Below are 26,978 nucleotides of genomic sequence, written 5' to 3' on the forward strand. Positions count from 1 at the left end.
TCGCCGGGTCGGCGGGCATCGGGGCGCTCACAAAGCCGGGCGGTCGTTGAGGATGCGCTGGAAGAGCCGGTGGTCCTGCCAGCGCCCGTCGATCTCCAGGTAGTGCGGCGCGGTGCCGACGAGTTCGAAACCGGCCTTGCGGAGCACGGCCTGCGAGGCCGCGTTGCCGACCAGGGTGCTCGCCGCGACCCGGTGCAGGCCGAGGTCCTGGTCGGCCATCCGGCACACCTCCATGACGGCGTGGGTGGTCAGGCCGCGGCCCGCGTAGCCGGCGTCGATCCAGTATCCGAGGTCGGCGTTGAGCCACGGGCCGCGGACGATGTTGTTGAGCGTCATGCGGCCCACGACCCGCTCGCCGTCGGTGAGCAGCCACGGCATCGCCCGGCCCTCGCGCTGCTGGGCCAGCAGGTCCTTCAGCCGGTGGAGCTGGCCGGGGAGGGTGTAGAACTCCGCCGGCCTGCGCGGCTCCCATGGCCGCAGGTGGTCGCGGTTGCGGAGGTAGGCGTTCAGCAGCGGCTCGGCGTCACGGTCGGTGGCCGGGCGCAGGACGACGCCGCCTGGGAGCGATACCTGGAGGATCACCGTCCCACTTTAGGAGATCGCGCTCACCCAGCGGTGTCCTCACGTCGTCAGCAGCGCGTGCAGGCGGTCGCGCAGGCCGCCCGGGTCGAGGCCGGCCAGGGCGAGGACCCCGTTCTCGCCGTCCTGAGCCGCCTCCGCCAGCACCACCCGGTCCTCCGGGGCGTACACGGTGAGGCGCTCCTCCTCGACCTCGCCCCGGAGAGGACCGTCGCCGTGATGCCCCCGACCCAGGTGACCGTGACCCGCACCCAGCGGGCCAGCACCAGGCGGCCCACCCCGAAGCAGACAGTCGTCAGGGACGGCGACCGCACACCCGGCGCCAAGGCCGCCCAGTGGCACTGCAACGACTTCCCGCAGCAGCGCTGGTCCTTCAAGGGGACCTGCTGGTCAACAGCGGCACCGGCCGGTGCCTGGCCATCGGCCACGGCAAGGCGACGCCGGGCAAGACCGCCGTGCAGTGGAAGTGCACCGGCGGCGCCGAGCAGGGCTGGCCCGCCGGATGAGCGCGGCCGGCCCCCGTCAGGCGGTGCGGCCGACGGCCTCGGCGATCGAGGTCATGCCGTGGCGGCGCACCCGGCGGGAGAGCTGCCGGTGGATGTGGGAGGCCCACAGCGGCCCGCCGTAGATCCAGCCGGTGTAGCCCTGCACCAGAGTCGCGCCGGCCAGGATGCGCTCCCAGACGTCGTCGGCGTCCTCGACGCCGCCCGCCGACACCAGCGTGAGGCGGTCGCCGACCTTGGCCCGCAGTCGCCGCAGCACCTCCAGCGAGCGGGCCTTGAGCGGGCGGCCCGACAACCCGCCGCTCTCGCCGCCGTGCCTGATCGTGGTGTTGGTCGCGATGATCCCGTCGAGGCCGAGCTCCACCGCCAGGTCGGCGACCGCGTCGACGTCCTCGTCGGCGAGGTCGGGCGCGATCTTGACCAGCAGCGGGGTGCGGCGCGGTTGGCCGTCGGCAACCTGCTTGACCGCGGTCAGCAGCGGCCGCAGCAGCTCGACCGCCTGCAGGTTGCGCAGGCCGGGGGTGTTGGGCGAGCTGACGTTGACCACCAGGTAGTCGGCCATGGGGGCGAGCTGCTCGGCCGCGGCGACGTAGTCGGACACCGCCTCGGACTCGGGCACCACCTTGGTCTTGCCGATGTTCACCCCGATGACGACGGGGACGCCGCGCGTGCGGCGCAACCGGCGGGCCGCGGCCGCGGCTCCGGCGTTGTTGAAGCCCATCCGGTTGATCACCGCCCGCTCGCGCACCAGCCTGAACAGGCGCGGTCGCGGGTTGCCCGGCTGCCCGTGCGCGGTGATGGTGCCGACCTCGACGTGCCCGAAGCCGAGCGCGGCGACGCCCTCGGCGCACGCGGCGTCCTTGTCGAACCCGGCGGCCAGCCCGAGCGGGCCGGGGAAGTGCACCCCGAACGCGGTCACCCGCAGGGCGGGGTCGTGCGGCGCGAACGCCCGGTGCAGCAGCCGCTTGAGCAGCGGCAGCCGCGCGAGGAGCGCGAGGGCGCTCACGGTGAGGTGGTGCACGGCCTCGGCGTCGAAACGTCGCAAGACCTGCGTGAACACGAGGCGATACATCACGGGTCAGGCTACCAATCCGGCCTCGTAGGCGATGATCGCGGCCTGCACCCGGTTGCGGACGTCGAGCCGGGTGAGGATGGCGCTCACGTACGCCTTCACCGTGCCCTCCACGATGTGCAGCCTGCGGGCGATCTCGGCGTTGGACAGGCCGGCTCCGAGCAGGGCGAGCACCTCCCGCTCCCGGTCGGTGAGGCTCTCGACGCGCTCACGCGCCGCCGCGCCCTTCGCCATCCGGCCGCCCGACAGCTGGGTGATCACCCGCTGGGCGACCTTGGGCGACAGGTATGCCGCCCCCTCGGCCACCGCGTGGATCCCGGCGATCAGCTCGCGCGGGTCCCCCGCCTTGAGCAGGAACCCGGCGGCTCCCACGTCGAGCGCCTTGGCGATGTAGTCGTCCTCGCCGAACGTGGTGAGCATCACCACGGCCGCGCCGGGCGCCACCTTGCGCAGCTCGGCCGCGGCGGCCAGCCCGTCGAGCCGGGGCATCCGGATGTCGAGCAGCACCACGTCGGGCCGGTGGCCGATGGCCAGGTCGACGGCCTGCCTGCCGTCGGCGGCCTCGGCCACCACCTCGAGCGACGGGTCGGAGGCGAGGATCGCCCGGACACCCGCCCTGATCATGGCTTCGTCGTCGGCGAGGAGTATGCGGATCACACTTCTATATTGGCCCCCATGGCACAGGTGAAGGTGTACGGGCGCAGGGACGTGTGGGCGGGCCGGCAGCAAGAGGTGTCGGATCTGATCCAGTCGTGTCTGGTGAGCGCCTGGGGGCTGCCCGAGAACAAGAGGTTCCACCGGTTCCTGCTGCTGGACGCCGACGACTTCGTCTGCCCGCAGCGCGGTGAGAGCTATCTCATCATCGAGGTGATCTGCTTCACCGGCCGCAGTGACGACGCCAAGCGGGCGCTGATCCGGGAGCTCTACGCCCGATCCGGCTATGATCCTGAAGACGTCGAGATCACCATCATCGAGATGCCCAAGGTCAACTGGGGCATCCGGGGAGTTCCCGCCGATGAGCTCGCCCTGCCGTACAACGTGGAGGTCTGACGTGTGGGGTGCCCGCGGCCGGACGGTATCGTCCGACTCATGAGCACTCACTATGACGTCGTCGTTCTCGGCGCGGGTCCAGGAGGATATACGGCCGCCGTCCGCGCCGCCCAGCTCGGACTGCGGACCGCGGTCGTCGAGGAGAAATACTGGGGTGGCGTCTGCCTGAACGTGGGCTGCATCCCCTCCAAGGCGCTGCTGCGCAACGCGGAGCTCGCCCACATCTTCAACCACGAGGCCAAGACCTTCGGCATCAGCGGCGAGGTCAGCTTCGACTACGGCGCGGCCTTCCAGCGCAGCCGCAAGGTGGCGGACGGGCGGGTCAAGGGCGTCCACTACCTGATGAAGAAGAACGCCATCACGGAATATGACGGCCGCGGCACGTTCCTCGACGCCAACACCCTCCAGGTGAACGGCGAGACCATCACCTTCTCCCACTGCATCATCGCGGCCGGGGCCACCACCAGGCTCATCCCGGGCACGCAGCTGTCGGAGCGCGTGGTGACGTACGAGGAGCAGATCCAGACCGAGAAGCTGCCGGGCAGCATCATCATCGCGGGCGCGGGCGCGATCGGGGTGGAGTTCGCGTACGTGCTGCACAACTACGGCGTCAAGGTGACGATCGTCGAGTTCCTCGACCGGGTCGTGCCGCTGGAGGACGAAGAGGTGTCGGCCGAGCTGGCCAAGCGGTACAAGCGGCTCGGCATCGAGGTGATGACCTCCACCCGCGTCGACGGCATCGAGGACGACGGCTCCTCGGTCAAGGTCACCGTCACCAAGGGCGGCCAGACGCAGGTGCTGGAGGCCGACAAGGTCATGCAGGCCATCGGCTTCCAGCCCCGCGTCGACGGCTACGGGCTGGAGAAGACGGGTGTGGCGCTGACCGACCGGGGAGCGATCGCCGTCGACGGGCGCTGCCGGACGAACGTGCCGCACATCTTCGCCATCGGCGACGTCACCGCCAAGCTGATGCTGGCGCACGCCGCCGAGTCCATGGGCATCATCGCGGCCGAGACGATCGGCGACGCGGAGACCATGGAGCTCGACTACGTGATGATCCCGCGGGCGACCTACTGCCAGCCGCAGGTGGCGAGCTTCGGCTACACCGAGGCGCAGGCGCGCGAGCTGGGCTACGACGTGAAGGTCTCGAAGTTCCCGTTCACGGCGAACGGCAAGGCGCACGGGCTGGGCGACAGCGCCGGCTTCGTCAAGATCATCAGTGACAACACGCACGGCGAGCTGATCGGCGCCCACCTGATCGGGCCCGACGTGACCGAGTTGCTGCCCGAGCTCACCCTGGCCCAGCAGTGGGACCTGACGGTGCACGAGGTGGCGCGCAACGTGCACGCGCACCCGACGCTCGGCGAGGCGGTCAAGGAGGCCGTGCACGGCCTCGCCGGACACATGATCAACATGTAGGTCCGCCAAGGATCGGTACGGCGGGCCGCCGTACCGATCGGCCCGGCCCGGCGGCATTTCTCACCAGATCTTCAGAAACCATCCATTTTTCTCCCAGGATGCCTGGGGAGTTTGGAGTCGACCGAAGACTCCTTCGCATCGGACGGTGTCCCGTATGACCTTCACCCCCGCCGAAGACACCACTGTGCAGTCGGCCCACCGCCGGCGTGCCCCTGCCGGATCCTCGATGCTCAGACTCGGCCTGCTCGCCCTGGTCGCGATCGGCATCGCGGGCGCGGCAGCCGAGCTCGCCTTCGAACGCCACTGGGGCAGCCCCACGCAGCTGATCCCGTGGGTGACGCTGACGCTGCTGACGGTCGCGCTGCTGCTGGTCGCGATCAGCGACTCCACCGGCACGCGCACCGTGGTCCGCGTGCTCGCGCTGGTCGTGCTGCTCGCGGCGGCGTACGGCGTGTTCACCCACGTGTCCGTCAACCACGGCATGGGCGCGATGGACCCCGCATGGGACTCCATGTCGGCGCCGGCGCAGTGGTGGTCGGCGCTGACGAAGTCGGTCGGGAACGCGCCTCCGCTCGCGCCCGGCATGCTCGCCCAGAGCGCGCTGCTGCTCCTGCTGGCCACGACGGTCCGGCGGCCGGCGAAGTGAGCCGCCGCTAGGCGAACGGCGCGATGATCTCGCGTACGGCCTCTGCGCACTCGGCGGCGTAGTCGTCGTGCGCGATGCTGCTCAGCAGCTCCCGCAGGTGGAACAGGGGCAGCCGGTCGCGCCAGCCTGCCTCGAGACCCGCCGCGTCCGCGTACACCTCGAAGAAGCGGTCGGAGTCGGGCGGGCGCGGCGAGCACCACAACATGCTGAGGTCGGCCTCCGCCCAGCTGTAGGAGACGGCGGGGTCGATCAGCGCGGCGCCGCCGGCCCGGCCGGACAGGATGTTCTCGCGCCACAGGTCGCCGTGTGTCAGCACCGGCGGCCGGGGCGGCAGCAGCTCGGGCAGCGCGGCGCAGAGGCGTTCGAGCGCGCGCCGTTCCGCGGCGTCGAAAGCGGCTTCCACCAGTGGTTCGGGGAGCCAGCGCAGGATGCGGCGCTGCGCGAGGAAGGCGTGACCGTCGGAGTGCCACGTGTTGTCCTGCCGCAGGCGCCCGAGCCAGCCGTCCCGGTGCCAGCCGAACCGGTCGCCGCGCGTGGTCGTGTGCAGGTGGGCGACGTCGCGGGCCAGTTGTTCCCAGAACCGCTCGTCGTCGTCGCGGCGCGGCGGTAACGGCTCCAGCACGAGCAGCCGCGGCGTCACCGCCAGCACCTCGGGCGTGGTGAGGCCGGCGACGCTCAGCGCGCGCAACCCCTCCGCCTCGACCTCGAACAGGTCATCGGCACCGGCGCGCAACGTCTTGGCGAACACGCGGGAGCCGTCGCGCAGGGTCGCCAGCCCGGCCAGCGCCACTACCCCGCCGTGCGCGGCCTCCGCCGTGACCGCGTCGAACCCGGCCGCGCGCAGCCGGTGGAGAAGAAGGTCCATGAGCGGCCATCCAACCACCCGGCGAGGTCAGGGTTTGCGGTAGGCGAGCAGGTATCTCCAGAACAGCAGCCGCCGCAGGCGGAAGCCGGGCAGCAGCACGCCGGCCTCCTGGCGGATCTCGGTCAGCGTCATCCGGGGCTGCGCGACGGGCGCGGGCGACGGCTCGCCCCGGCCGGTCATGGCGAGCCTGGCCACCAGGTTCGCGGGGACGGCGGCCAGGCTCCAGGCCAGGTCGGCGGGCGTGGACTCGCGGTAGCAGCCCAGGATGGCGAGCACGCCGCCGGGAGCGAGCGCGTCGCGCAGCGTGGCGACCGTGCCGAACGGCACGTGATGGATGCTCGCCAGGCACGAGATGTAGTCGTAGTGGTCCTTGGGCAGCTCGGTCTCCGTGATGTCGGCACAGCGGAACCGCGGCCCCCCGCGACCCGGCGACGCCGCGACGGCGGACTCGATCACCTGAGCCGACGGGTCGACGGCGTCGACCTCGATGTCGAACTCCGCGAGCCGCCGTGCGAAGCGTCCCGTGCCGCAGCCGACGTCGAGCGCGGTGCGGCTCTCACGGGGGACCAGCCGAAGGAGCATCCCGTGATAGTGATCATTGTGATCGAAGGCCATGAAGGAACTCTGCCAGATTCTCTGGAACGTGAGGAACAGGTTCGCCACCAGACGCGATGCACATGTGGTCAGCATTTTCCGCGTTTTCCCCGGGACGGAGAATGGCGAGCCGGAAATCACCGCAATAGTGATGAAACATTAGAGGGCGGCGTCGCGGAGCAGCAGGGCCGCCTGGACCCGGTTGGCGCAGCCGAGCTTGGTCAGGATGCGGCTGACGTAAGTCTTGACCGTCGCCTCGCTCATGTGGACGCGCCTGCCGACCTCGGCGTTCGACAACCCCTCCGCCACCTGCCGGAGCACGTCCAGCTCGCGCGGGGTGAGTGCGGCCAGCAACCGCCCGGCGTCGCGGCCGCGTTCGCCCGCGCCGAAGGAGACCATGCCGAGCACCTGCCGGGTGACCTCGGGCGACAGGTACGCCTGCCCCGCGTGCACGGCCCGGACGGCCCTCATCAATTCCGCTGGCTCACAGTTTTTGAGAATAAATCCGGAAACGTTTCGCTGGAGCGCCCGCCGTACGTTCTCCTCGTCCCCGAACGCGGTCAGCACAACGACCCGCGTCTCCCCCATTTCCACCGCCGCGGCCAGCCCGTCGAGCACCGGCATCGCGATGTCGAGCAGCGCCACGTCCACGTGCCGGCGGCGCACGGCGAGCACGGCCGCCCGCCCGTCGCCCACGCACTCCACCACCTCGATGTCGCCCGCCGACTCAAGGACGGCGCGGATGCCGGCCGTGATGAGCGGCTCGTCGTCGGCGACCAGCACGCTGATCATGCCGGCGCCCCCACCGTGTCCTGCGCCAGCGGCAACATCGCGACCAGCCGGAACTCGTACGGCTGCGCGTGCACGCGCAGCAGCCCGCCCGCCGCGCGCACCCGTTCGGACAGGCCGGCCAGCCCGGCGCCTCCTGGCCGGCCGGGCGCCGCGGACGTGGCGGGGCCGGAGGCCGGGTTGGCCACGCCCACGAGGAGGGCGTCCGGCTGCCAGTCGAGCGACACGCGGATGGGCGCGCCGGGTGCGTGTTTGGCGGCGTTCGTCAGGCCTTCCTGGACGACCTGGTGGGCGGCGTGCCCGGCGTCCGGTTCCGCGAACGGCGCGGCCGAGCCCGTACGTTCGACCGTCACCGTGAGACCTGCCGCTCTGGCCCTGGCCACCAGTTCGTCGATGCCCGTCAGGCCCGGCCGGTCCGCGTGGCGCAGCGCGCCGACCACCTCGTGCAACTCCGCCATCGCCGTGCGGGCCGTGCCCGCCAGCCCGCGTACGGCGCCGCGCTGCTCGGCCGGCAGGTCGGCGACCTCCAGCGCGGCCGCCTGCACCGAGACCAGGCCGAGGAGGTGGCCGAGCGAGTCGTGCATGTCGCGGGCGATGCGCAGCCGTTCGCGCAGCCGCTCACGCTCGGCGGTGAGCTCCCGTTCCCTGCGCTGGTGCTCGCGCTGCCGGGCGAGGTAGCGGCCGGCCAGGACGGGCAGCGCGGTCAGGACCACGACGCGGGCCAGTACCACGAACGGCTCGGCCGCGAGCGAGGCCCGCTGCGCGATCGTCAGGAGCACCCCGAGGTGGACGACGCTCGCGAGGGACGCCAGGATCATGTCCCGCCGCGCGGAGATGCCGTGACCGGCCTGGTAGCCAGTGCAGACGAGCAACGCGTACGAGCCGCCGGTCTGCAGGGCCAGGGTCAGAGCGACCAGGAACGCGGCGAGCGGCCTGCGCGGGGACACCGCCATGGCGAGGGCGGTCGCCACGGCGTACACGGCCAGCGCCCAGCCCTCCGCCCGGTCCAGCCACAACAGCGCCGTATCGGCGGCCGCGACCGCCACAACCCAGGCCATACGCCTCACCCTACTCACGGCCCGGGTCAACTTTGGAGAACAGTTTCCCGCGACTTCCGGCGGCAGACGGGCGGGCCGGCCGCTCCGTAGCGTGCCCGCGTGATCCGAACATTCCTGGCACTGACCGTGCTCACCACACCCACCCCGTCCGCGCCCGACCTCACGTGGGCGGCCTGCCCCGGGGACACCGCCTCCGAGCTCCGATGCGCGGACGTGCCCGTCGCGCTCGCTCCCGGCAGCGACAGGAAGCTCACGCTCAAGGTGGCCCGCCTGCCCGCGACCGGGAAGAAGAAGGGCACCGTGATGGTCAACTTCGGTGGTCCGCAGGGCGACCAGATCGCCATCATGCGGTCCGTGGCGAAGATCTTCACGAAGATCCGGCAGTCGATGGACGTCGTGACGTGGGACCCGCGCGGCTACCCCGGGCTCAGCACGCCGGTGCTCCAGTGCGACTGGGGCCCGCTGCGCACCCCCGCCTTCCCGCGTGACCAGGCCGGGCTCGACCGGCTCGCCGCCACGAACAAGGCCAGAGGCGACCGATGCCGCGACACGGACCCCGCACTCTTCGACCACATGGACTCCGCGAGCGACGCCCGCGACGCCGAGGCCATCCGGCGGGCATTGGGCGAGGACCGGATGAACTTCATCGGCACCTCGTACGGCGGGACCATCGCCCAGGCGTACGCCCGGCAGTTCCCCGCACGGGTGCGCACGATGTACGTCGACGGCACCGGCAACCACAGCGCCGGGAACTGGGAGCGTGAGCTCACCGCCATGGCCCGCGACCGCGAACGCCAGATGGACCGCTTCTTCGCCTGGGCGCCCAAGGGCATGGAGCAGCGCTGGCGCAGGCTGGTCGCCAGGGCCGCCAAGGAGCCGATCCCCGCACCGGAGGTGGACGCCCGCTACGACGGCACGCAGTTGCGCGCGCTCGGCAGTCAGAAGGCGGTACGCGGCCCCGCCGAGTGGGACGCCCTGCTCGCGGCGATCAGGGTGGCGGAGGGTGGCGACGCCTCCGGGTTCGCCCCCGGCGGGCAGGACCCGTACCCGGGCATCATGGGCGGCGGCGTGAAGGAGTGCCTCGACTTCCCGCGGACCGAGAGCCGGCGCAGCCTGGCGCGCACGGTCAGGCGGCTGCGCCAGGTCGCTCCCAACACGGGGGCGGCGTTCCCGCTGGCCTGGCACGCCCCGCTCACCTGCGCGGGCTGGCCCGCGCAGGTCGCCAACCCGCCGTCGCCGCTGCCCGGGAAACTGCCGCCGATGCTGGGGGCGGGCACGTGGCTGGACTATGCTCCGACGTCGCGGCTCGTCGAGCAGGTCAGGGGCAGCCGGATGATCAAGTTCGACGGTCCTGGACACAACCTGTTCGCCGCGATGGCCAACGCCTGCGTCATCGGTCACGTCAGCGCGTACGTCACCACGGGAAAGCTCCCGCCGCGTGGCACGGAGTGTTCCTGACCGGCTGTCGTTTTCACGACATGTCGTTGTTTGCTCACCCGAACCAGCCCCTATGAGCAGGCACGATGCTCCATTCTCTTGAACGAGTGAAGCCTGGGCCACCCCCCCACAGACAGATCGGTTCGTTCATGCGATGGATCACCCGCCTGGCCGCCATCGGCGCGGGATTGGCGATGATTGCCGTACCGGTGCCCGCGCACGCCGCGGAGCCGGCACCGGGTTCAGACCCCCACCGGGTGACGCTGATCACCGGTGACGTGGTGACGGTCCAGGAATTCGCGGGCGGCAAGCGCGCGGCGACCGTACGACCCGGCAAGGGCCGCGAGGACGTCAGGTTCTTCACCAAGGAGGAGAACGGGGACCTGGTGGTCACCCCCGCCGACATGGTCCCCTACCTCTCGCGGGGGCTCATGGACGAACGGCTGTTCTCGGTCAGCGGCCTGATCGAGCAGGGGTACGACGACGAGAGCAGCGACGTCCTGCCGCTGATCCTCGCGTACAAGGAGAACCGGCAGGCCGTCACGCTGAAGAGCGTCAACGCGCGTGCCCTGCGGGCGGACAAGGACGCGCTGCCCGTGCTCTGGGGAGCCGAGCGCTCCGGTGACGAGCCGCGGCTGCGCGACGGGCTGGCCAAGATCTGGCTCGACGGGAAGGTCACCGCGTCGCTGGAGCACAGCATCCCGCAGGTGGGGGCGCCGCAGGCCTGGCAGGACGGGTACGACGGCAAGGGCGTGAAGGTCGCCGTCCTCGACACCGGGATCGACGAGACCCACCCCGACGTCGCCTCCAAGGTCACCGAGACCCGCAACTTCACCGACGACCCCTCGGCCGAGGACGAGCACGGCCACGGCACGCACGTCGCCGCCACCGTGGCGGGCACCGGCGAGGCGTCCGGCGGGCGGCGCAAGGGCGTCGCACCCGGCGCGGAGCTGGTCATCGGCAAGGTGCTGGACTCCGACGGCCGCGGCGCCGAGTCGCAGGTGCTCGCGGGCATGGAGTGGGCCGCCAGGGAGAGCGGGGCCGACATCGTCAACCTGAGCCTCGGCGGCGGCCCCACCGACGGCACCGACCCGCTCAGCAAGGCGGTGGACGTGCTGACGGAGGAGACCGGCAGCCTCTTCGTCATCGCGGCGGGCAACGAGGGCGACGACTACACGGTGGGCTCGCCTGGAGCCGCCGACTCCGCGCTGACCGTCGGGGCGGTGGACGCGAACGACGCGCTGGCGCCGTTCTCCAGCCGCGGCCCGCGCCTGGACGAGGCGCTCAAGCCGGACATCACCGCCCCGGGCGTGGACATCGTCGCCGCGCGGGCGGCGGGCACCGAGCTGGGGACGCCCGTCGACGACCGCTACTCGAAGCTGTCGGGCACGTCGATGGCCACCCCGCATGTGGCGGGCGCGGCGGCCGTGCTGGCGCAGCGCCATCCCGAGTGGAAGGCCGGGCAGCTCAAGGACGCGCTGGTGTCGACGGCGAAGACCGTCGAGGGGCAGACGCCGTACGAGCAGGGTGGCGGCCGGCTCGACGTGGCCCGCGCCGTACGGCAGGCGGTCACGGCCACCGCCTCGCTCAGCATGGGGGTGTTCGAGGACGGCGGCACCGACACCCCCGGCGGCACCATCACCTACACCAACACCGGCCAGGAGCCGGTCGCGCTGACCGTCGCCGCGAGCCTGGGCAACCTGGACGGCGACGCCCCCGGAGAGGGCGCCGTGAACCTGTCGGCGACGACCCTCACCGTGGACGCCGGGGCGAGCGCCACGGTCGAGACCACCGTGGACCTGGCCAGGCTCGTGCACGGCAGGCACGTCGGCCACGTCACCGCCACCACGGCCGACGGCTCGGTGGCCGCGCACACCACGATCGCGCTGACCCGGCGCGGCGAGATGCACAAGGTGCACTTCACCGGCATCGAACGGGACGGCAGCCCCGCCCGCGTGCCCATGATCGCGGTGTACGGCGCCGCCGCCAGGGACGACGCCTACGGTTTCATCCTGCGCGAGGACGAGGGCTGGACCGTGGAGGTGCCGGAGGGCACGTACCACATGCAGGCGATCATGGGCGAGACGCACGACGAGCTGCCCGTCGACTCCCTCGTCGTCAACCCCGAACTGCCGGTCACCTCGGACATGGAGGTCGTGCTCGACGCCAGGACCGCCGTGCCGATCGAGATCAAGACCTCACAGGAGGTGATGCAGGAGGGCATCTCCACCTACTTCACCCACCGCACGTACGGCTCCCGCAAGATCACGTCGAGCGCGATGAACTTCCCCTCGGTCGACGGGCTCGCGGTCACCCCCACCGCACCGGTGCGCAACGGCACCTTCGAGTTCTCCTCGCGCTGGCAGCTCGCGGCGCCCAGGGTCAGCGCCCGGCTGGGCCGCGACGCGCTGGTGGTGCGTCCCACGATCCGCTCGCCGGAGATCGACGGCAGGAAGCGCTGGAAGCTGGTCGACGGCGGCACGGGCGACGTGAGCGGGATCGACGTCAAGGGCAGGGCGGTCGTCATCACCAGCGCGACGTTCGGCGACTGGACGGGCAAGCTGAAGGACATCGCCGCGGCCGGCGCGGCGGCGGTGGTCGTGGTCGGGCCCGACGGCCGGGCCATGTGGCAGCCGTGGACGCCGGTGGGCGAGCGCGACCCGCTGCCCACGCTCATGATCACGCACGACCGCGGCCAGGTGCTGCTCGACAAGGCCCGCGCAGGCCGTGCCACGCTCGACGTGACCGGCCAGTTCGCGACCCCCTACCTGTACGAGGTCATGCAGGTCTCCTCCGGCCGGGTGCCCGACCGGATCGTCCACGAGGTCAACTGGCGCAACACCGCCAGGATCGACACGAGCTACCAGGACTCCGGCGGCGGCTCGTACGGCAAGGACCAGCGGTTCGGGTGGCGGCCGTGGCAGACGTACGACCTGGGCCGGCAGATGGAGACCCAGCGCGTGGTGCGCACGCCGCTGCGCAGGGCCGAGTACGTCAGCTCCGGCGACACCCAGTGGCAGCACGTGGTCCAGCACACGCTCACGTGGGAGTCGTCGAGCCGGCTGCGCGGCGGCCTGACCGACCGGCCGAGGACGTACCGGGCGGGCGAGATCGCCAGGGAACGGTGGTTCGCCCCCGTCGTACGCCCGGCCGCCACGGAGGCCACGCGCACGGGCGACGTCCTGTCGGTGCGGGTGCCGGAGTTCGTGGACGCCGACGGCCACGTCGGCTACGCGGGCGACAGCAACGACAAGGACACCACCGCGGCCAAGGTCTACCGCGACGGCGAACTCGTCGAGGAGCGCAAGAACCTGCGGGGCGACATCGCCGCCGTCCAGGCCGACGCCGAGTACCGCCTGGAGCTGTCCACGACGCGCACCTCGGAGGAGTGGCGCTACGCGACGGCCACGGAGAGCGCGTGGACGTTCAGGTCCGCCCGGCAGGAGGGCACGCGGCGGCTGCCGCTGCTCGGCGTGGACTACGACGTGCCCGCCGACCTGGAGGGCAGGGTGCACCGTACGCTGCCGGTCGCGCTGGGCTTCACCGCCCGCGAGGCGAGGAAGCTGACCGCGGAGCTGTCGTACGACGACGGCAGGACCTGGCGCAGGCTGGCGCTGCTCCCCCTGGGGCAGGGCCGGTACAAGGCGCTGGTCTCCCACCGCAGGACGGACACCGGGGTGTCGCTGCGGGTCACCGCGACCGGCGCCTCGGGTGAGCGGTTCGAGCAGACCATCACCCGGGCGTACGGGGTGAAGTAGCTACAACCAGCGCTCGCGGGCCGCATGCCAGGCCAGTTGCATCCTGGTCTGCGCGCCCGCGAGCCGCATCAGGTGGTAGACGCGGCGCTGCACCGTACGCAGGCTGAGCCCGAGCTGGCTGGCGATCGACTTCTCCGGCACCCCGGCGACCAGCAGCGAGAGCAGGTAGAGCTCGTCGGCGTCCAGCGGGCAGCCGGGCGTGGTGTCGGTGACCTGGCCGTCCTCCAGGAACCTGATCGGCGTGGCCCGCTCCCACTGGGCCTCGAACAACGCGATGAGCGCCTCCAGCAGGCTGCTTCCCCGTATGAGCGCGGCGGTCGGCTCGGTGATGCGGCCGGCGTACTGCACGAGGGGCAGCAGGGCGGTGGATCGGTCGGCGATCATCATCCGCACGGGCAGGGAACGCACGGCCCGCGCCTGTTCGCCCAGTTTGATGCCGAAGGCCACGTTGGCCACCATGCCGGGCTCCTCCAGCAGGGCCCGCTCGTAGATGACCCGGTAGGCCACGCCGCGGCCGAGCGCCTCGAGTTCCTCGGTGTTGTCCGTCGAGGGCATCACGACGTGCCCGGCGCGGCAGAAGTACATGACCTCCTCGCGGGCGCTGTCCTGGAGGTGGCGTACCTGCTCGCGCAGCGCGGCCCGGCTGGGCAGCACCTCGATGAGCCGGTCGGCGTCGCTGCGGCGCAGGCTCGCGCGGTATTCGTCGGCGAGCTGGTCGACCGCCTGCCGTGCCCAGTCGATCGTCTCCTGCCGGCGCACCAGCCGCGGCCCGAGCGCGATCTCGGGCGCGACCGGTGCGAACCTGCGCCCGGCGCTGCCCGCGACCTCGCGGACGAGCCCCATGCCCGCCATCGACTCCAGCGCGGCGGCCGCGGCCTCCCGCGTGAGGTCCAGTTCCTCGGCCAGCCCCGCCAGGTCCGCCTCACCGGCCCGTACGAGCAACCGGTACGCCCGTTCCTCCACCTCGCCCAGCCCGGCAACCTCCAGCATGTCCCCCATGATGACATGCACACCAAAAGGCACATATGCCCACATATGCCGCAGAGCGCGATGAACGTTTCATCGCCGGTTGACGAGCCCGCCGCCCGACGCTCATGATCATGCTGCCTCCTGGTCAGGAGGAGGCGTCGAGTGATGACCACTGTCCACGGGCGAGGTGCACCGATGCCGACCACCCTGCTGCGGGCCGCGTCCGCGCTCCTGCTGACGCTGACCGCCCTCAACATCCCCGCGGCCCACGCCGCCGGCGCCGCCCCGGTGGAGGTGACCGTCAACGCGCACGCCGCCCTGGCCACCGTCCCCGAGACAGGCATCGGCACCAACCACGCCATCTGGGACACCCACCTGGGCTCCGACGAAACCGCCGGCCTGCTCAGGGACGCCGGTGTGGGGCTGCTGCGCTATCCCGGCGGCTCCTACTCCGACATCTACCACTGGGCCGACCACACCGCCCCCGGCGGCTACGTCGCGCCCGGCACTGACTTCGACACCTTCATGAGCGGCGTACGGCGCACCGGCGCCCAGGCGATGGTGACCGCCAACTACGGCACGGGCACGGCCGAGGAGGCCGCGGCCTGGGTGCGCTACGCCAACGTCACCAAGGGCTACGGCATCACGTACTGGGAGATCGGGAACGAGATCTACGGCAACGGCCACTACGGCGCCGCGTGGGAGGCCGACGACCACCCCGACAAGAGCCCGGCCGAGTACGCCCGTCACGTCGTCGCCTACGCCGACGCCATGAAGGCCGTCGACCCGTCCGTCAAGGTCGGCGCGGTGCTGACCACGCCCGCCAGCTGGCCCGACGCGATCGTGGCCGAGGGCGACGCCGGCAGCTGGAACGAGGTCGTCCTGTCGACCGCCGGCTCCAAGATCGACTTCGTGGTCCTGCACTGGTACCCCGGCGCCCTCGACCGGGTGGGCCACGTACCCGACATGATCCGGCTCACCCGCGAGCAGATCGCCAGGCACGTGGGCCCGCGCGCGGGCCGGATCGGCATCGCGATGACCGAGTTCAACACCGGGTCGAGCAGCAACGGCACGAACACCCAGCCCGGCGCGCTGACCGCCGCCGACTCGTACGCGACGCTGCTGGCCCACGGGGTGTTCACGGTCGACTGGTGGAACGTCCGCAACGGCATCGGCGCCGTCACCGAGGTCGAGGGACACACCGACTACGGCGACTTCGGCCTGCTGTCGAGCGCGGCGTGCACGGCCGACGGCAGCGTCTGCGAACCGCCGCTGAACACGCCGTTCGCGCCCTACCACGCGCTGACGATGGTGAGCGCGTTCGCCCGGCCCGGCGACCAGTTCGTACGCGCCGCGAGCGGCGATCCGGCCGTGTCCGCGCACGCCGTCCGGCGCCCCGGCGGCGAGCTCGCCGTCCTGCTGATCAACACCTCGTCCGGCACGTCCCGGCCCGTCACCATCGACTACGAGGGCTACACCCCTGACGCCGGGCCGGCCACCGTACTGACCCACACCAACGGCGCCACGTCCATCACCACCTCGACCAGCGGCAGCGCCACCGCCCGGACCCTCCCGCCGCTCTCGCTGACCACGCTCGTCCTGCGTCCGGCCACGTCCGAGGCCGGTCGTCCCGGCGCACCCGGGCAGCCCGCCGCCTCGGACGTGACCGCCACCACCGCCACGATCACCTGGCCGCGCGCCGCGCCGGGCTCGCGCCCCATCGTCAAGTACGAGCTGCACCGCCAGCACGGAGCCGTCAGCGAGCAGCTCGGCGAGACCGGCGGCACGTCGTTCACCGTGGACAACCTCGAACCGGGCACCCGCTACACCGTCAACGTGATCGCCCGCGACAGCGGGGGCGGCCTGTCCTGGTCGTCACCGCCACTGACCTTCACCACCACGACGCCGGCCACCGGGTCCTGCACGGCGCGACTGAGCGTCCAGTCCGACTGGGCCAGCGGCTACGTCGGCGCCATCGACATCACCAACGACGGCGCCCCCGTGAACGGCTGGACGCTGACCTTCTCCTGGCCCAGGTCGTGGCAGAGCCTGGGCAGTGGCTGGGGCGGCGTGTGGACGGAGGACGGGCGGGAGGTCAAGGTCGTCAACGAACCCGGCGCCGGCACGCTGGCCACCGGCGCGTCCACCTCGATCGGCTTCGTCGGCGACTACAGCGGCCCGAACGTGCTGCCCTCCGTCTTCAAGCTCAACGGAGCGGCCTGCACGTCCGGGCCACCGTAAGGCCGGCGTGGGCGCCGGCTGATCGTCCGGATCAGCCCTGCGAAACGGCTATGTCACCGGCGCCCACAACGCCAGCAGTCTCCCGGCCGCCTCCTCCACGGTCAGTTCGGTGGTGTCCAGCCACAGATCCGCTCCGGCCACCGACTCCTGCTCCCGGTGCAGCATCGCGAACTCGTCCCAGGTGAGGTGGACCGGCCGTCCCATGGCCCGCTCACGCGCGCACTCGTACGCCACCCGCAGCCGCACCACCAGCAGGTCCCTCAAAGTCGCCCGGTACACCGCGAGCGTCTCCTCGTTCAGCGCGTCGGCGATCACGACGTCCATGCCCGCGGCGACGAAGTTGCCCGCCAGGCCGCACGCGTTGACCGCGCTGAGCCGCCGCTGCCTGCGCCCCTCGGCGCCGTCCCACGGAGCGGCCATCCCGGCGAGCACGAGCTGTCGCACGTCGTCCACGTCGATGAAGGCGCAGCGGTCGGGCGTGCTTGCGACCCGCCGTCCCAACGTGCTCTTGCCCGCCGCCGGAGGCCCGGACAACACCAGGACCCGCCTGCCCGCGCTCCTCACGTCACGGCGGATCATTTTCACTCCTATCGAAGGGAGATCATACGGAGATCAGAGCGCATTAACATGGCCGCCATGCATGCGCCAGGCCCGTACAACCCGTGGAACCAGCCACCTCCGCCCGCCCCGCACGCAGGGTTCCCAGGCGGTCCTCCGGCAGGCCCTCCAGGGGCTCAGGCGCATCTCGTCCTCGACGTGAAGCGGCACTGGATGGGGTTCATGCTCGCCATGATCACCCCGCGGATCGTCCTGAACGGGCGGCCGATGCCGGGCCAGTGGGGCCGCAATGTGATCCCCCTCCCTCCCGGGCAGCACCACGTCCACGTCCACCTGCCCTATCTGCTTCCCGCCCAGATCGGCCCCGCCGATCTGACGGTCTGGCTCCAGCCGGGGATGGCGTACGAGGTCGAATACCGTGCCCCCGTGTGGGCCTACTCCCGAGGTGCCCTCGGCCCCGCCCCCCAACCCTGGAACGGCCAGGGCTGCATGATCGCCCTTCTGGTGGTGGGAGGCGGCGGCGTGCTGCTCCTGCTCCTCCTGGTCCTCATCACGGCACTTTCCATGGGCTGACCTACCGCGGGGACGATCACGGGCAGAGGGTGTGTCAGCGCCCCAGGACCTCCAGGTAGTGCGGGTTGTACATGATGCCCAGCACGTTCCCGAACGGGTCGACCACAGAAGCGGTCACGAATCCCGACCCCCTCGGAGTGATCGGCTGGTACTCCTCGGCGCCCATCGACAGGAGCTTCTGGAACGTCGCTTCGACGTCGTCGACGTGCCAGTGCATGACGGCTCCGCCGGGACCGCAAGTCGCGTCCGCCGGCGCGTACCGGCGGTCGATCAGCCCCAGTTCGTCCTGGCGGTCGCCGATGCGAAACTCGACGTAGGCGGGCGGCCCCTCGATCGGGCGCACGAAGTACGGCTCGACCTCCAGCAGTTCGGTGTACCACCGCGTGGCCGCCTCCAGGTCGTCCGCCCAGTAGCTGATCGTGGCGAATCCTCGCAACATCTCTTACGCCTTCCTTCGCTCGGTGACGAGAACGAGTCTGTCGCCTAAAGTGCTCACCAACTGAGCACTTTCCTGGAGCAACATGCGTGCTGACCGCCTCGTCGCCGCCCTGCTGATCATGCAAGCCCGCGGCAGGGTGACCGCCGCCGAGCTGGCCGACGAGCTCGAGGTGTCGGTCGCCACCGCCCGCCGCGACCTGGAGGCGCTGTCCGCGGCGGGCATCCCGGTCTATCCCCAGCCCGGACGCGGTGGAGGTTGGTCCCTGCTCGGCGGTGCCCGCACCGACCTGTCCGGCCTTTCCGCCACCGAGGCCCAGGCACTGTTCCTGCTCGTCGGTCCGGCCGCGGCCGGCTCCGATGAGGCCAAGGCGGCGCTGCGCAAACTTCTGCGGGCGCTGCCGCAAACCTTCCGCGCCGCCGCCGAGGCCGCCGCCGGGGCCACGATGATCGACCCCGTCCGGTGGGGCGACCGTGCCCGCCACCGCCCCCAGATGGTCGACCAGCTGCAGGCCGCCGTCATCAGCCGGTGCAAGGTCCGGCTCGTCTACATGAACGGCGCCCGAGAGCGGACCGAACGGCTGGTCGACCCCTGGGGTCTCGTCGACAAGGACGACATCTGGAACCTGCTCGCCGGAACCGAACGAGGGCAGCGCACCTTTCGGGTCGACCGGATCATCACAGCCGATCCGACCGACCAGCCCGCCGATCGCCCCGACGACTTCACCCTCCACGACGCCTGGCATCACGTCGTCGACGAGGTGGAGCAGCGGCGGTCGCGCACCTGGGCGACCGTCCTCATCGAGGCCAGGTTCGTACCGGTCCTGCGCACCCAGTTCGGCCGGCACTGCCGTACGGACGCCGCACTCCACCACGGCCGTGCCCGCGTCCACCTCGCCGCACCGACCCCGCTGGACATCGCCCGCACCCTCGCCGGCTGGGGCGCCGCGATCGAAGTGATCGACCCACCATCCGTGCGGGCCGAGCTGGCGAGGATCGGAGCCGAGCTCACATCCCGTAACACCGGCGAACCCGGCTCCGGCGGGCCGCATCAGGCAACCCGGACCCCATGACCGGCTGACGACGCGTTCCCTAGCCGGCCAGCCGCCGGCCTCGGCGAGATCAGACGCATCTCGTCCTCGACGTGAAGCGGCACTGGATGGGTTTCATGCTCGCCATGATCACCCCACAGATCGTCCTGAACGGGCAGCCGATGCCGGGCCGGTGGGGCCGCAACGGCCAGGGCTGCATGATCGCCCTTCTGGTGGTGTGGAGGCGGCCCGAACGTGCCGCCCTCCGTCTAGCAACGGAGCGGTCCGCACGTCCGGGCCGCTGGGACGCCGGTCGGCCGACGGCGTAGGCGCGGGTGATCGTCTGGGATGCTTCTATGACGTTGCTGTACACAGGAGATCAAAAAGCCCCGAACGGTGATCCGTCCGGGGCGTTCCTGCTGGTCATATGAAGTGGTCAGGGGCGGGGTCGAACCGCCGACCTTCCGCTTTTCAGGCGGACGCTCGTACCAACTGAGCTACCTGACCCAGAGCGGTCCTGACGGGACTTGAACCCGCGACCTCCACCTTGACAGGGTGGCGAGCACTCCAAACTGCTCTACAGGACCTTGCGTTTCTTGCTGTTTGCGCTCGCTTAGCTTACCAGCTTTTCGGTGATCCTCGACCAGCCGTTTTCCGGTGTTGCCAGGCGCTCGCTGTGCCCCCAACGGGATTCGAACCCGTGCCGCCGCCTTGAAAGGGCGGTGTCCTAGGCCGCTAGACGATGGGGGCTCAGGATTCCCTGTCGCCTTCCGTCGGAGACCTCTAAAGCATAGGGGACGATTGCCCCTGATGCCAAAGCGGCGAACCGGCGGTCGGCGTCTGTGTGCCATCGACGGATCCCGTTGGCGACGGGGCGTTCGTTGGCTCTGGAGAAATCATACGGTCTGGGTCGGACTCCACGTGACGTTGGATGTAAACCGACTGCTCCCCCAGCCCGCCGAGAGTGATGTCGTCCCAGGCCTGCAGGCGTTTCGTCTCCTTGTCGAAGTACAGGACCGAGGCCTGGACGGGGGTCGGCTGGGCGTGTTCGAGCGCCCGCAGGCCGGCGCCTCCCGTGGAGCCCTGGACGAGCATGCGGGTGCCGGAGCGGAACATCGTGGTCCTGCGGTCGTGGGTGTGGCCGGCGAGGATCATGGGGGCGGCTCCGGAGAAGCCCTTGGCCACGTCGGGGTCGTGGACGGCGATCAGGTCCGGCTCGCCGACGTTGGGCAGGTGGGAGCGGGCGTACTCGTCGAGGGTGCCGGGCTCGTTGGAGACGGGTACGGATTTGTCCGGGGTGAAGCGGGGATCGCCCAAGCCGTAGATGTTCAGCCCTTCGACCGTTTTGGCCTTGTCGTCGAGGACGATGGCGTTCTTCTGCTTGGCGACCGCTTTCTGGGTGGTCATCGAGTCGTGGTTGCCCCGGACGAAGACGTACGGGAGCTCGAGCCGGCCGATCTCGTCGACGAATTTGTTCTCGGCCTTGGTGCCATGGTCGGAGATGTCGCCCGTGTCGATGATCATGTCCACGGCGAACTGGTCCTTGAGCGACCGGATGACGTTCCAGGCGATGGGATTGATATGGATATCCGAAACGTGGAGAACACGAATGGTTTTCGGGTCAGCGTCGTACAGAGGCAGGGTCGAGACCGTGTCGTACAGCTTCGAGACGTTCGTCACGAGTTTGGTGAGCTGCGACCTGTACGACTCGAACCGCGTCACGATCGACTCCGCGCTGCCCACCAGGGACGGCGCCGCCGCGACCAGGCCTGAATAGCGCGGCTCGACGAGCGAGTTGGGCCGGAAGGTGAGCGCGGCGAGCGCTCCCGTGCAGGCGAGCGCCACCGAGGCGGCCAGCAGCCCCATCAGCGCCACCCGCGGCCTCCTGAACACCATCAGGACCGCCAGCAGCGCCCCCGCGCCCGCGCACAGCAGCGAGCGGATGACGAGCGCGCGCACGCCGTCCAGCAGGTCGGTCTCGATCAGCGTCGGCAGGCGGTCGGCCAGCCGGGGGTCCTCGATGAGGGCGCGGGCGCGGTCCTGGTCGATGTTCTCGAGGGTGATGCGCAGCCTGAGCGGCGCCGCGTGCGTACGGAAAGTCAGCGTGCCGAGCGGGCTGGCGTCCACGACCGTCTCGCCGCTCCACGCCGGCCGCAGCGACATGCCGGTCTCCACGGGACCGATCTCGGCGCGTACGGTGCCGCTGAAGAAAATGCCCAGCCAAGCGCCCACCGCGGCGACAAAGAGCACCGCGGCGGCTTTCGAGATCCTCGACCGGATGACTGCCTTGGACCACTGGACGAACTTCATACCGTTTCTTGCATACCTGAGAGGCGGGGCACAATGGCAAGTGTGATCGAGGTATCGCGGGAGAAGTTCGAGGAACTCGTGGCCGAGGCATTGGACACGATCCCCTCAGACCTCGCAGGCACCATGAGCAACATCGTCGTCACCGTCGTCGACGATCCGCCGGAGCCCAACCTGCTCGGCCTGTACACCGGCATCCCCCTGACGGAACGTGGCGACTGGTACTCGGCAGTTCTTCCCGACCGCATCGAGATCTACCGCAATCCGATATGCCAGATCTGCGATACAGAGGAGGACGTGATCGAGGAGGTCCGCATCACCGTCGTCCATGAGATCGGCCACCACTTCGGCATCGACGACGCGCGGCTGCACGAGCTCGGCTGGTAACCCTTTGCTTCCGGTTGACTTCTTTGGGTTGCGGCTTGCCATTGTGTTCGGCAACCTTAGGTGACATACCGAACACAGTGAGTCAGGCACCGCGGAGTCCAATGGGGGCCATGCGAGCGCGACGGCTGCCAGGACGGCATCGGCGTGCCGAAGGACAACAAGCCACATATCGAGAAGTCATCGCGATCAAGGAGTTTCGGGCCCTCTGGTACGGCCAGGGCCTCTCACTCCTCGGGGACCAGCTCGCCCAGGTGGCGCTCGCGGTGCTCGTCTACGACCGCACCGGCTCGGCGCTGGCCACCGCTGCCGTCTACGCGCTGACCTACCTGCCCTCGATCGTGGGCGGGCCGCTGCTGGCGGGTCTGGCCGACCGCTTCGCGCGCAGGGGCGTCATGCTGACCTGCGACCTCATCAGGGCCTCGCTCGTGGCCGTGATGGCGGTGCCCGGCGTGCCGTTCTGGGCGCTGTGCGCGCTGGTGTTCATCGTGGTGCTGCTCAGCGCGCCCTTCTCGGCCGCGCGGGCGGCGCTGCTGCCCGAGGTGCTCGAAGGCGACCTGTACGTCATCGGCTCGGCCCTGCAGAACATGACGAACCAGGCCGTGCAGATGCTCGGTTTCGCGGCCGGCGGAGCGGTGATCGCCGCCATGGGCCCCTACCGCGCGCTCGCCCTCGACGCCGCGACGTTCCTCGGCTCCGCGTTGATCCTCGTCACCGGCGTGCACCGCCGCCCCGCCGCCCACAACGACGACGCCAAACCGTCCCTGTGGACCATGACGAGAGCCGGGGCCCGGCTCGTTTTCGGGTCGAAGAACCTGCGGACGATCGTCCTGTTCGCCTGGCTGTGCGGCTTCTACATCCTGCCGGAGGGCCTCGCCGTCCCCTACGCGGCCACCCTCCACACCGGCGCCCTGCCGATCCCCGTGATCACCGGGCTGCTCATGGCCGCCATGCCCACCGGGACGGTCGTGGGGGCGTTCCTGTTCAGCAGGTTCGTGTCGCCGCCGCGGCGGCTGCGGCTCATGGGGTGGATGGCCATGCTCAGTTGCGCGCCCCTCATCGTGACCGCGCTGCGGCCACCGCTCGCCGTGGTGCTCGCGGCATGGGTGTTGTCGGGCATCGGTGGGGCGTACCAGCTCGCGGCCAATGCCGCTTTCGTGCAGAACGTACCGGCCGAACGGCGTGCCCAGGCGTTCGGCCTCGTCCAGTCGGGGTTGATGGCCGTACAGGGGGTCGGGATCCTGGTCGGGGGGTTCGCGGCGGAGAGACTCGGCCCTGAGCCGGTGGTCGCGATGGCGGGGGTCGCCGGGCTGATCAGCGCCGCCGTGCTCGCCATGGTCTGGACCGAGTCCCCTGATGAGGCCCGCGCACCCTTATGATCACGACTGGGGCTTGTGGTCGCCGCTGTTCCAGTCGGTGTGGTGCGTACTCGTACTGCGGTTCTGCTGCTTGTTGACCAGGTCCTGGACGATCGAGGTCTCGGCCTGCTCGTCGGGGATCAGGAGCCAGCCGATCACGTACACGCCGACGCCCAGCCCGCCGAACAGCGTCGCGATCGCCAGCGCGATCCGTACCATGTTGGCGTCGATCCCCACATACTCGCCGACGCCCGCACAGACACCCGCGACGATCCGGCCTTTGTGAGTCCTGCGCAGCTTCTTGACGTTGTCGTAATCGCTCATGCCTCAAGACTGCCCTGCGGGCCGGTGTTAGCACATCGGGATTGTCCCTGGTATGAACCCTGGTAGTCCCTTACGCGACGAGAGGACCCTTGCGATGGACGACCTGCTGCGCCTGGACGACCGGCTCACCGCAGATCAGCGGCTCATTCGCGACACGGTCAAGTCCTTCGTGTCCGACCGCGTCCTCCCGCACGTGGGCGACTGGTTCGAGGAGGCCACCTTCCCCGCGCGCGAGCTCGCACCCGTGCTCGGGTCGCTGGGCGTGCTCGGCATGCACCTGGAAGGCTACGGCTGCGCCGGCACGGACGCCGTGTCATACGGGGTGGCCTGCCGCGAGCTGGAGGCCGGCGACTCCGGGCTCAGGTCGTTCGTGTCCGTCCAGGGTTCGCTGGCGATGTTCCCCATCTGGCGGTACGGCTCGGACGAGCAGAAACAGGAGTGGCTGCCCCGGATGGCCGCCGGCGAGGCGATCGGCTGCTTCGGCCTCACCGAACCGGATCACGGCTCCGACCCCGCCAACATGCGCACGTACGCCAAGAAAGACGGATCCGACTGGATCCTGAACGGCGCCAAGATGTGGATCACCAACGGCTCCATCGCCGACGTCGCCGTCGTCTGGGCCCAGACCGACGAAGGCATCCGCGGCTTCGTCGTCCCCACCTCCACCCCCGGCTTCAGCGCCCCCGAGATCCACAAAAAACTCTCGCTGAGAGCCTCCGTCACCTCCTCCCTCTACTTCGACGACCTCCGCCTGCCCGCCTCCGCCGCCCTGCCCGGAGTCACCGGCCTCAAGGGCCCGCTGTCGTGCCTGTCGGAAGCCCGCTACGGCATCGTCTGGGGCGTCGTCGGCGCCGCCCGCGCCTGCCTCGAAGCGGCCGTCGACTACGCCAAGACCCGCGTCCAGTTCGACAAACCCATCGGCGCGTTCCAGCTGACGCAGGAAAAACTCGCCTGGATGTACGTGGGCGCCGCCCAGGCCCAGCTCACCGCCCTGCACCTGGGTGAACTCAAGGACGCCGGCCACCTCGAACCCCGGCAGATCAGCTTCGGCAAGCTCGCCAACGTACGCGCCGCCCTCGACATCGCCCGCCAGGCCCGCTCCATCCTGGGCGGAAACGGGATCACCCTGGAGTACCCTGTGATCAGGCACATGAACAACCTGGAGAGTGTGCTGACGTACGAGGGTACACAGGAGATCCACACGCTGGTGCTGGGGGAAGCACTGACCGGGCTCGCCGCCTACCGGTGATGCAGGCGTCGCGGACAGGGCGATAATCTCTGTACCCTTGCTGTTGCAAGGGGGCGTTAGCTCAATTGGCAGAGCTGCGGACTTTTAATCCGTAGGTTCCGGGTTCGAGCCCCGGGCGCCCTACCACTCCGACCCGGGGTTTCCCGTGATTCTGTAGTCGAGTCGTCCGATCGTGAGTCACAGTGAGACACATGTGAGTCACGTACCAGGGCGAGCGTTGTTGACCTTCCGCGCCGTCTTGCGAGCCGCTTGGAGGACCAGCCGGGCGGTGGCCCGGGCGCTGTCGTGATACAGCTGCGGCAACACCGAGGTGTAGGTGTCGGCGGTGAGGACGATGCTGGCATGCCCGAGCAGGCCCTGCACCACACGCAAGTCCGCTCCTGCCGCCAGGGCCAGCGTCGCCGCTCCATGCCTCAGGTCGTGCAGCCGCACCGGGGGAAGGCCACTGGCTAGGACCAGCTTGTGGAAGCGGTAGCTGAGATAGTTGGGATCGATCGCCTCGCCGTTCTCGCGGGTGAACATCGCGGCCGAGGGCGACCAATCGTGGCCGAGTTCGCCGCGCTGGGCTCGTTCTTGGTGGTGCAGCAGCCGGAGGGTGTCGAGGTCCAGAGCGATCCCACGCTGGCTGGAGGCGCTTTTCGGTGGGCATGGGAACAGGCCATGGTCGGTGTGGACGACCTGCCGAGCGATCGCGAGTTCGCGCCGGTCGGTGTCGAGATCGATCCAGCGCAACCCGACCACCTCGGCACGCCGCAGACCTCGTAGAGCAGTCAGCCACCACAGCGCAAACAACCGGTCATCACGGACGAAGGCGAGGAACTCGGTTAGTTGCTCGACGGTCCACACTGCCACGGCAGGGTGCTCGCCGGTCCGCCGCCAGGCGGCCACCCTTCGCGGGGTCCACACCACAGGGCTGATGTGACGTGGCGACGGCAGCCGTGGCCCGCGAGCCGGATTGTCACGGATCACGTCTTCGCGCACGGCCTCGTTCAACGCAGCACGCAGCGTCGCCCGGATCCTTTCCAGAGTGGCCGCGCTGATCGGCTTGCCGTACCGAGTTCGGCGCCTGGCCACCGTGGTGAACATCCTGACGACGTGCCGCCTCGACAACCGGCGAAGCGGCACGAGGCCGAGATGCGGTATCAGGTACAACCGAACGTGATCACGGTAGGCCTTGTACGTGGTCGGCCGGATCCGCTGCTCAACCACCGACAGCCAGTAGTGCAGCCACTGGGCCACCGTGCAATACCCGGTCACCGGTGCCGCCTCCAGCGACCGAGTGAGGTCACGGGCGGCTTGCCGGGCCGCCACGGCTGTGGGAAAGCCGCCACGGCGCAGTCGTTTCCGCCGTCCGGACACATCCGTCACCTGGACAGCGAAATACCAGCTGCCATGCGTGGGATCCGCCAGCCGGGCGCAGCGATTCCCCAACCGCTTGCGCGTCGCGGCGCCCACACAGCCACAACGCCGATACACCATGTCACGATCTTGAGTGCCCGTCATCGCCATTCACCCCCACCTGGGTGACGTGAGACGCCGCCGCCGGGCCCGCACCGGCAGTCGCCAGAGACCACATCCATAACCCGCTGGCACCTGGACACCTCATGTACGGACATGCCCCTGTCCACGCAGCGAGACGGACGGCAGCTCCCTAGCGGACGGCCCCCTTCCCGTTACTGGAAACGATCTTTACATTAATTGGCTTCTTATGTGATGATCACCATGTTTTTGACATCTTTGTTCGAAAGGTTGCCCGTGACCCCACACCGACCCCCACAC

At 70.2% G+C, this 26,978-nt stretch carries 26 protein-coding genes and 4 tRNA genes; 13 read left to right on the plus strand and 17 right to left on the minus strand.

All coding sequences use genetic code 11. The annotated features are described in order from the left end of the window. Window positions 1–27: 27 nt before the first annotated feature. Together E1295_RS27420 and E1295_RS51955 are read right to left on the minus strand one after the other, a co-directional pair. Window positions 28–582 (minus strand): GNAT family N-acetyltransferase, encoded by a 555-nt coding sequence (locus tag E1295_RS27420; protein ID WP_132634108.1) that lies wholly within the window; start codon window positions 580–582, stop codon window positions 28–30. Window positions 583–621: 39 nt separating this feature from the next. Next, window positions 622–750 (minus strand): hypothetical protein, encoded by a 129-nt coding sequence (locus E1295_RS51955; protein ID WP_281284773.1) that lies wholly within the window; start codon window positions 748–750, stop codon window positions 622–624. Between the two features lie 164 nt (window positions 751–914). Here E1295_RS51955 and E1295_RS49000 point away from each other — a divergent pair, with 164 nt between their 5' ends. Beyond that, window positions 915–1,085: an RICIN domain-containing protein gene (locus tag E1295_RS49000; RefSeq protein ID WP_166427437.1), complete on the plus strand. Its 171-nt coding sequence runs from the start codon at window positions 915–917 to the stop codon at window positions 1,083–1,085. Window positions 1,086–1,101: 16 nt separating this feature from the next. Here E1295_RS49000 and E1295_RS27425 read toward each other — a convergent pair whose 3' ends face one another. Beyond that, on the minus strand, window positions 1,102–2,154 hold the full coding sequence (locus tag E1295_RS27425; RefSeq protein WP_132634110.1) for a quinone-dependent dihydroorotate dehydrogenase: 1,053 nt from the start codon (window positions 2,152–2,154) through the stop codon (window positions 1,102–1,104). 6 nt (window positions 2,155–2,160) lie between these two features. After that, complete coding sequence (locus tag E1295_RS27430; RefSeq protein ID WP_132634112.1) at window positions 2,161–2,811, minus strand: response regulator; 651 nt, start codon at window positions 2,809–2,811, stop codon at window positions 2,161–2,163. Window positions 2,812–2,829: 18 nt separating this feature from the next. Here E1295_RS27430 and E1295_RS27435 point away from each other — a divergent pair, with 18 nt between their 5' ends. The 3 genes from E1295_RS27435 (at window position 2,830) to E1295_RS27445 (ending at window position 5,269) form a co-directional block, all read left to right on the plus strand. Further along, window positions 2,830–3,204 (plus strand): tautomerase family protein, encoded by a 375-nt coding sequence (locus E1295_RS27435; protein WP_132634114.1) that lies wholly within the window; start codon window positions 2,830–2,832, stop codon window positions 3,202–3,204. A 39-nt stretch (window positions 3,205–3,243) separates the two neighbouring features. After that, complete coding sequence (lpdA, locus tag E1295_RS27440) at window positions 3,244–4,623, plus strand: dihydrolipoyl dehydrogenase (RefSeq protein WP_132634116.1); 1,380 nt, start codon at window positions 3,244–3,246, stop codon at window positions 4,621–4,623. Window positions 4,624–4,777: 154 nt separating this feature from the next. After that, window positions 4,778–5,269 (plus strand): hypothetical protein, encoded by a 492-nt coding sequence (locus tag E1295_RS27445; protein WP_246080411.1) that lies wholly within the window; start codon window positions 4,778–4,780, stop codon window positions 5,267–5,269. 7 nt (window positions 5,270–5,276) lie between these two features. On the opposite strand, the gene E1295_RS27450 is transcribed toward E1295_RS27445, so the two are convergent. The 4 genes from E1295_RS27450 to E1295_RS27465 all read right to left on the minus strand — a co-directional run bounded on the left by E1295_RS27450 (window position 5,277) and on the right by E1295_RS27465 (window position 8,575). Next, a complete protein-coding gene (locus tag E1295_RS27450) occupies window positions 5,277–6,134 on the minus strand; it encodes a fructosamine kinase family protein (protein WP_132634118.1) in 858 nt (285 codons plus the stop codon). Window positions 6,135–6,161: 27 nt separating this feature from the next. After that, window positions 6,162–6,716 (minus strand): class I SAM-dependent methyltransferase, encoded by a 555-nt coding sequence (locus E1295_RS27455; protein WP_281284774.1) that lies wholly within the window; start codon window positions 6,714–6,716, stop codon window positions 6,162–6,164. A gap of 171 nt (window positions 6,717–6,887) precedes the next feature. Continuing rightward, on the minus strand, window positions 6,888–7,520 hold the full coding sequence (locus E1295_RS27460) for a response regulator (RefSeq protein ID WP_132634122.1): 633 nt from the start codon (window positions 7,518–7,520) through the stop codon (window positions 6,888–6,890). Then, entirely contained in the window at window positions 7,517–8,575 is a 1,059-nt protein-coding gene (locus E1295_RS27465) for a sensor histidine kinase (protein ID WP_132634124.1), read from the minus strand. The genes E1295_RS27460 and E1295_RS27465 overlap by 4 nt, the downstream gene beginning before the upstream one ends. Window positions 8,576–8,674: 99 nt before the next feature. Between E1295_RS27465 and E1295_RS27470 the strand changes: the two genes are divergently transcribed. Both E1295_RS27470 and E1295_RS27475 read left to right on the plus strand, forming a co-directional pair. Further along, window positions 8,675–10,033, plus strand: coding sequence for an alpha/beta fold hydrolase (locus E1295_RS27470; RefSeq protein ID WP_132634126.1), 1,359 nt, complete (start codon window positions 8,675–8,677; stop codon window positions 10,031–10,033). A 128-nt stretch (window positions 10,034–10,161) separates the two neighbouring features. After that, entirely contained in the window at window positions 10,162–13,770 is a 3,609-nt protein-coding gene (locus tag E1295_RS27475) for a S8 family peptidase (RefSeq protein ID WP_132634128.1), read from the plus strand. On the opposite strand, the gene E1295_RS27480 is transcribed toward E1295_RS27475, so the two are convergent. Then, window positions 13,771–14,760 carry a helix-turn-helix domain-containing protein gene (locus E1295_RS27480; RefSeq protein WP_132634130.1) on the minus strand — a complete coding sequence of 330 codons (990 nt, stop codon included), beginning with the start codon at window positions 14,758–14,760 and terminating at the stop codon, window positions 13,771–13,773. 174 nt (window positions 14,761–14,934) lie between these two features. On the opposite strand from E1295_RS27480, the gene E1295_RS27485 reads away from it, so the two are divergent. Beyond that, the gene (locus E1295_RS27485; protein WP_132634132.1) at window positions 14,935–16,980 is read left to right on the plus strand and encodes a cellulose binding domain-containing protein; all 2,046 of its coding nucleotides are present in this window, start codon (window positions 14,935–14,937) and stop codon (window positions 16,978–16,980) included. A 48-nt stretch (window positions 16,981–17,028) separates the two neighbouring features. Here the strand turns inward: E1295_RS27485 and E1295_RS27490 are convergent, their stop codons facing one another. Beyond that, window positions 17,029–17,559 carry a phosphotransferase-like protein gene (locus E1295_RS27490; RefSeq protein ID WP_132634134.1) on the minus strand — a complete coding sequence of 177 codons (531 nt, stop codon included), beginning with the start codon at window positions 17,557–17,559 and terminating at the stop codon, window positions 17,029–17,031. Window positions 17,560–17,736: 177 nt separating this feature from the next. On the opposite strand from E1295_RS27490, the gene E1295_RS27495 reads away from it, so the two are divergent. Further along, on the plus strand, window positions 17,737–18,111 hold the full coding sequence (locus E1295_RS27495) for a hypothetical protein (protein WP_220448911.1): 375 nt from the start codon (window positions 17,737–17,739) through the stop codon (window positions 18,109–18,111). A 34-nt stretch (window positions 18,112–18,145) separates the two neighbouring features. Here E1295_RS27495 and E1295_RS27500 read toward each other — a convergent pair whose 3' ends face one another. Further along, window positions 18,146–18,550, minus strand: coding sequence for a VOC family protein (locus E1295_RS27500; protein ID WP_132634136.1), 405 nt, complete (start codon window positions 18,548–18,550; stop codon window positions 18,146–18,148). Between the two features lie 82 nt (window positions 18,551–18,632). Between E1295_RS27500 and E1295_RS27505 the strand changes: the two genes are divergently transcribed. Further along, window positions 18,633–19,619 (plus strand): helix-turn-helix transcriptional regulator, encoded by a 987-nt coding sequence (locus E1295_RS27505; RefSeq protein WP_132634138.1) that lies wholly within the window; start codon window positions 18,633–18,635, stop codon window positions 19,617–19,619. 391 nt (window positions 19,620–20,010) lie between these two features. On the opposite strand, the gene E1295_RS27510 is transcribed toward E1295_RS27505, so the two are convergent. The 4 genes from E1295_RS27510 to E1295_RS27525 form a co-directional block, all read right to left on the minus strand. Further along, a tRNA-Phe gene (locus E1295_RS27510) sits at window positions 20,011–20,084 on the minus strand. Window positions 20,085–20,089: 5 nt separating this feature from the next. Continuing rightward, window positions 20,090–20,164: transfer RNA gene (locus E1295_RS27515), tRNA-Asp, on the minus strand. A gap of 90 nt (window positions 20,165–20,254) precedes the next feature. Then, window positions 20,255–20,327, minus strand: a tRNA-Glu gene (locus E1295_RS27520). Between the two features lie 33 nt (window positions 20,328–20,360). Continuing rightward, the gene (locus E1295_RS27525) at window positions 20,361–21,887 is read right to left on the minus strand and encodes a metallophosphoesterase family protein (protein ID WP_132634140.1); all 1,527 of its coding nucleotides are present in this window, start codon (window positions 21,885–21,887) and stop codon (window positions 20,361–20,363) included. Between the two features lie 33 nt (window positions 21,888–21,920). On the opposite strand from E1295_RS27525, the gene E1295_RS27530 reads away from it, so the two are divergent. Both E1295_RS27530 and E1295_RS27535 read left to right on the plus strand, forming a co-directional pair. Then, on the plus strand, window positions 21,921–22,271 hold the full coding sequence (locus E1295_RS27530; RefSeq protein WP_425465370.1) for a metallopeptidase family protein: 351 nt from the start codon (window positions 21,921–21,923) through the stop codon (window positions 22,269–22,271). Window positions 22,272–22,381: 110 nt separating this feature from the next. Beyond that, the gene (locus tag E1295_RS27535; RefSeq protein WP_342775910.1) at window positions 22,382–23,647 is read left to right on the plus strand and encodes an MFS transporter; all 1,266 of its coding nucleotides are present in this window, start codon (window positions 22,382–22,384) and stop codon (window positions 23,645–23,647) included. Here E1295_RS27535 and E1295_RS27540 read toward each other — a convergent pair whose 3' ends face one another. Then, complete coding sequence (locus E1295_RS27540; protein WP_132634146.1) at window positions 23,648–23,950, minus strand: PspC domain-containing protein; 303 nt, start codon at window positions 23,948–23,950, stop codon at window positions 23,648–23,650. A 94-nt stretch (window positions 23,951–24,044) separates the two neighbouring features. Between E1295_RS27540 and E1295_RS27545 the strand changes: the two genes are divergently transcribed. Beyond that, entirely contained in the window at window positions 24,045–25,199 is a 1,155-nt protein-coding gene (locus E1295_RS27545; protein ID WP_132634148.1) for an acyl-CoA dehydrogenase family protein, read from the plus strand. A gap of 50 nt (window positions 25,200–25,249) precedes the next feature. Next, window positions 25,250–25,325: transfer RNA gene (locus E1295_RS27550), tRNA-Lys, on the plus strand. A 72-nt stretch (window positions 25,326–25,397) separates the two neighbouring features. On the opposite strand, the gene E1295_RS27555 is transcribed toward E1295_RS27550, so the two are convergent. Continuing rightward, on the minus strand, window positions 25,398–26,708 hold the full coding sequence (locus E1295_RS27555; protein WP_220448912.1) for a site-specific integrase: 1,311 nt from the start codon (window positions 26,706–26,708) through the stop codon (window positions 25,398–25,400). Window positions 26,709–26,978 lie beyond the last annotated feature (270 nt).

It is taken from the genome of Nonomuraea mesophila (assembly GCF_004352805.1).
Classification (GTDB): domain Bacteria; phylum Actinomycetota; class Actinomycetes; order Streptosporangiales; family Streptosporangiaceae; genus Nonomuraea; species Nonomuraea longispora.

Bases quoted from the DNA above. Each gene is read 5' to 3' on its own strand.
- E1295_RS27530 (WP_425465370.1), top strand. From the start codon at position 21,921: ATGGCAAGTGTGATCGAGGTATCGCGGGAGAAGTTCGAGGAACTCGTG.
- lpdA (WP_132634116.1), top strand. From the start codon at position 3,244: ATGAGCACTCACTATGACGTCGTCGTTCTCGGCGCGGGTCCAGGAGGA.
- E1295_RS27555 (WP_220448912.1), bottom strand. From the start codon at position 26,708: ATGGCGATGACGGGCACTCAAGATCGTGACATGGTGTATCGGCGTTGT.
- E1295_RS27450 (WP_132634118.1), bottom strand. From the start codon at position 6,134: ATGGACCTTCTTCTCCACCGGCTGCGCGCGGCCGGGTTCGACGCGGTC.
- E1295_RS27475 (WP_132634128.1), top strand. From the start codon at position 10,162: ATGCGATGGATCACCCGCCTGGCCGCCATCGGCGCGGGATTGGCGATG.
- E1295_RS27545 (WP_132634148.1), top strand. From the start codon at position 24,045: ATGGACGACCTGCTGCGCCTGGACGACCGGCTCACCGCAGATCAGCGG.
- E1295_RS27425 (WP_132634110.1), bottom strand. From the start codon at position 2,154: ATGTATCGCCTCGTGTTCACGCAGGTCTTGCGACGTTTCGACGCCGAG.
- E1295_RS27465 (WP_132634124.1), bottom strand. From the start codon at position 8,575: ATGGCCTGGGTTGTGGCGGTCGCGGCCGCCGATACGGCGCTGTTGTGG.
- E1295_RS27525 (WP_132634140.1), bottom strand. From the start codon at position 21,887: ATGAAGTTCGTCCAGTGGTCCAAGGCAGTCATCCGGTCGAGGATCTCG.
- E1295_RS27460 (WP_132634122.1), bottom strand. From the start codon at position 7,520: ATGATCAGCGTGCTGGTCGCCGACGACGAGCCGCTCATCACGGCCGGC.
- E1295_RS27500 (WP_132634136.1), bottom strand. From the start codon at position 18,550: ATGTTGCGAGGATTCGCCACGATCAGCTACTGGGCGGACGACCTGGAG.
- E1295_RS27505 (WP_132634138.1), top strand. From the start codon at position 18,633: ATGCGTGCTGACCGCCTCGTCGCCGCCCTGCTGATCATGCAAGCCCGC.
- E1295_RS27435 (WP_132634114.1), top strand. From the start codon at position 2,830: ATGGCACAGGTGAAGGTGTACGGGCGCAGGGACGTGTGGGCGGGCCGG.
- E1295_RS27455 (WP_281284774.1), bottom strand. From the start codon at position 6,716: ATGCTCCTTCGGCTGGTCCCCCGTGAGAGCCGCACCGCGCTCGACGTC.
- E1295_RS27485 (WP_132634132.1), top strand. From the start codon at position 14,935: ATGCCGACCACCCTGCTGCGGGCCGCGTCCGCGCTCCTGCTGACGCTG.
- E1295_RS27540 (WP_132634146.1), bottom strand. From the start codon at position 23,950: ATGAGCGATTACGACAACGTCAAGAAGCTGCGCAGGACTCACAAAGGC.
- E1295_RS27490 (WP_132634134.1), bottom strand. From the start codon at position 17,559: ATGATCCGCCGTGACGTGAGGAGCGCGGGCAGGCGGGTCCTGGTGTTG.
- E1295_RS27535 (WP_342775910.1), top strand. From the start codon at position 22,382: ATGCGAGCGCGACGGCTGCCAGGACGGCATCGGCGTGCCGAAGGACAA.
- E1295_RS27480 (WP_132634130.1), bottom strand. From the start codon at position 14,760: ATGCTGGAGGTTGCCGGGCTGGGCGAGGTGGAGGAACGGGCGTACCGG.
- E1295_RS27445 (WP_246080411.1), top strand. From the start codon at position 4,778: ATGACCTTCACCCCCGCCGAAGACACCACTGTGCAGTCGGCCCACCGC.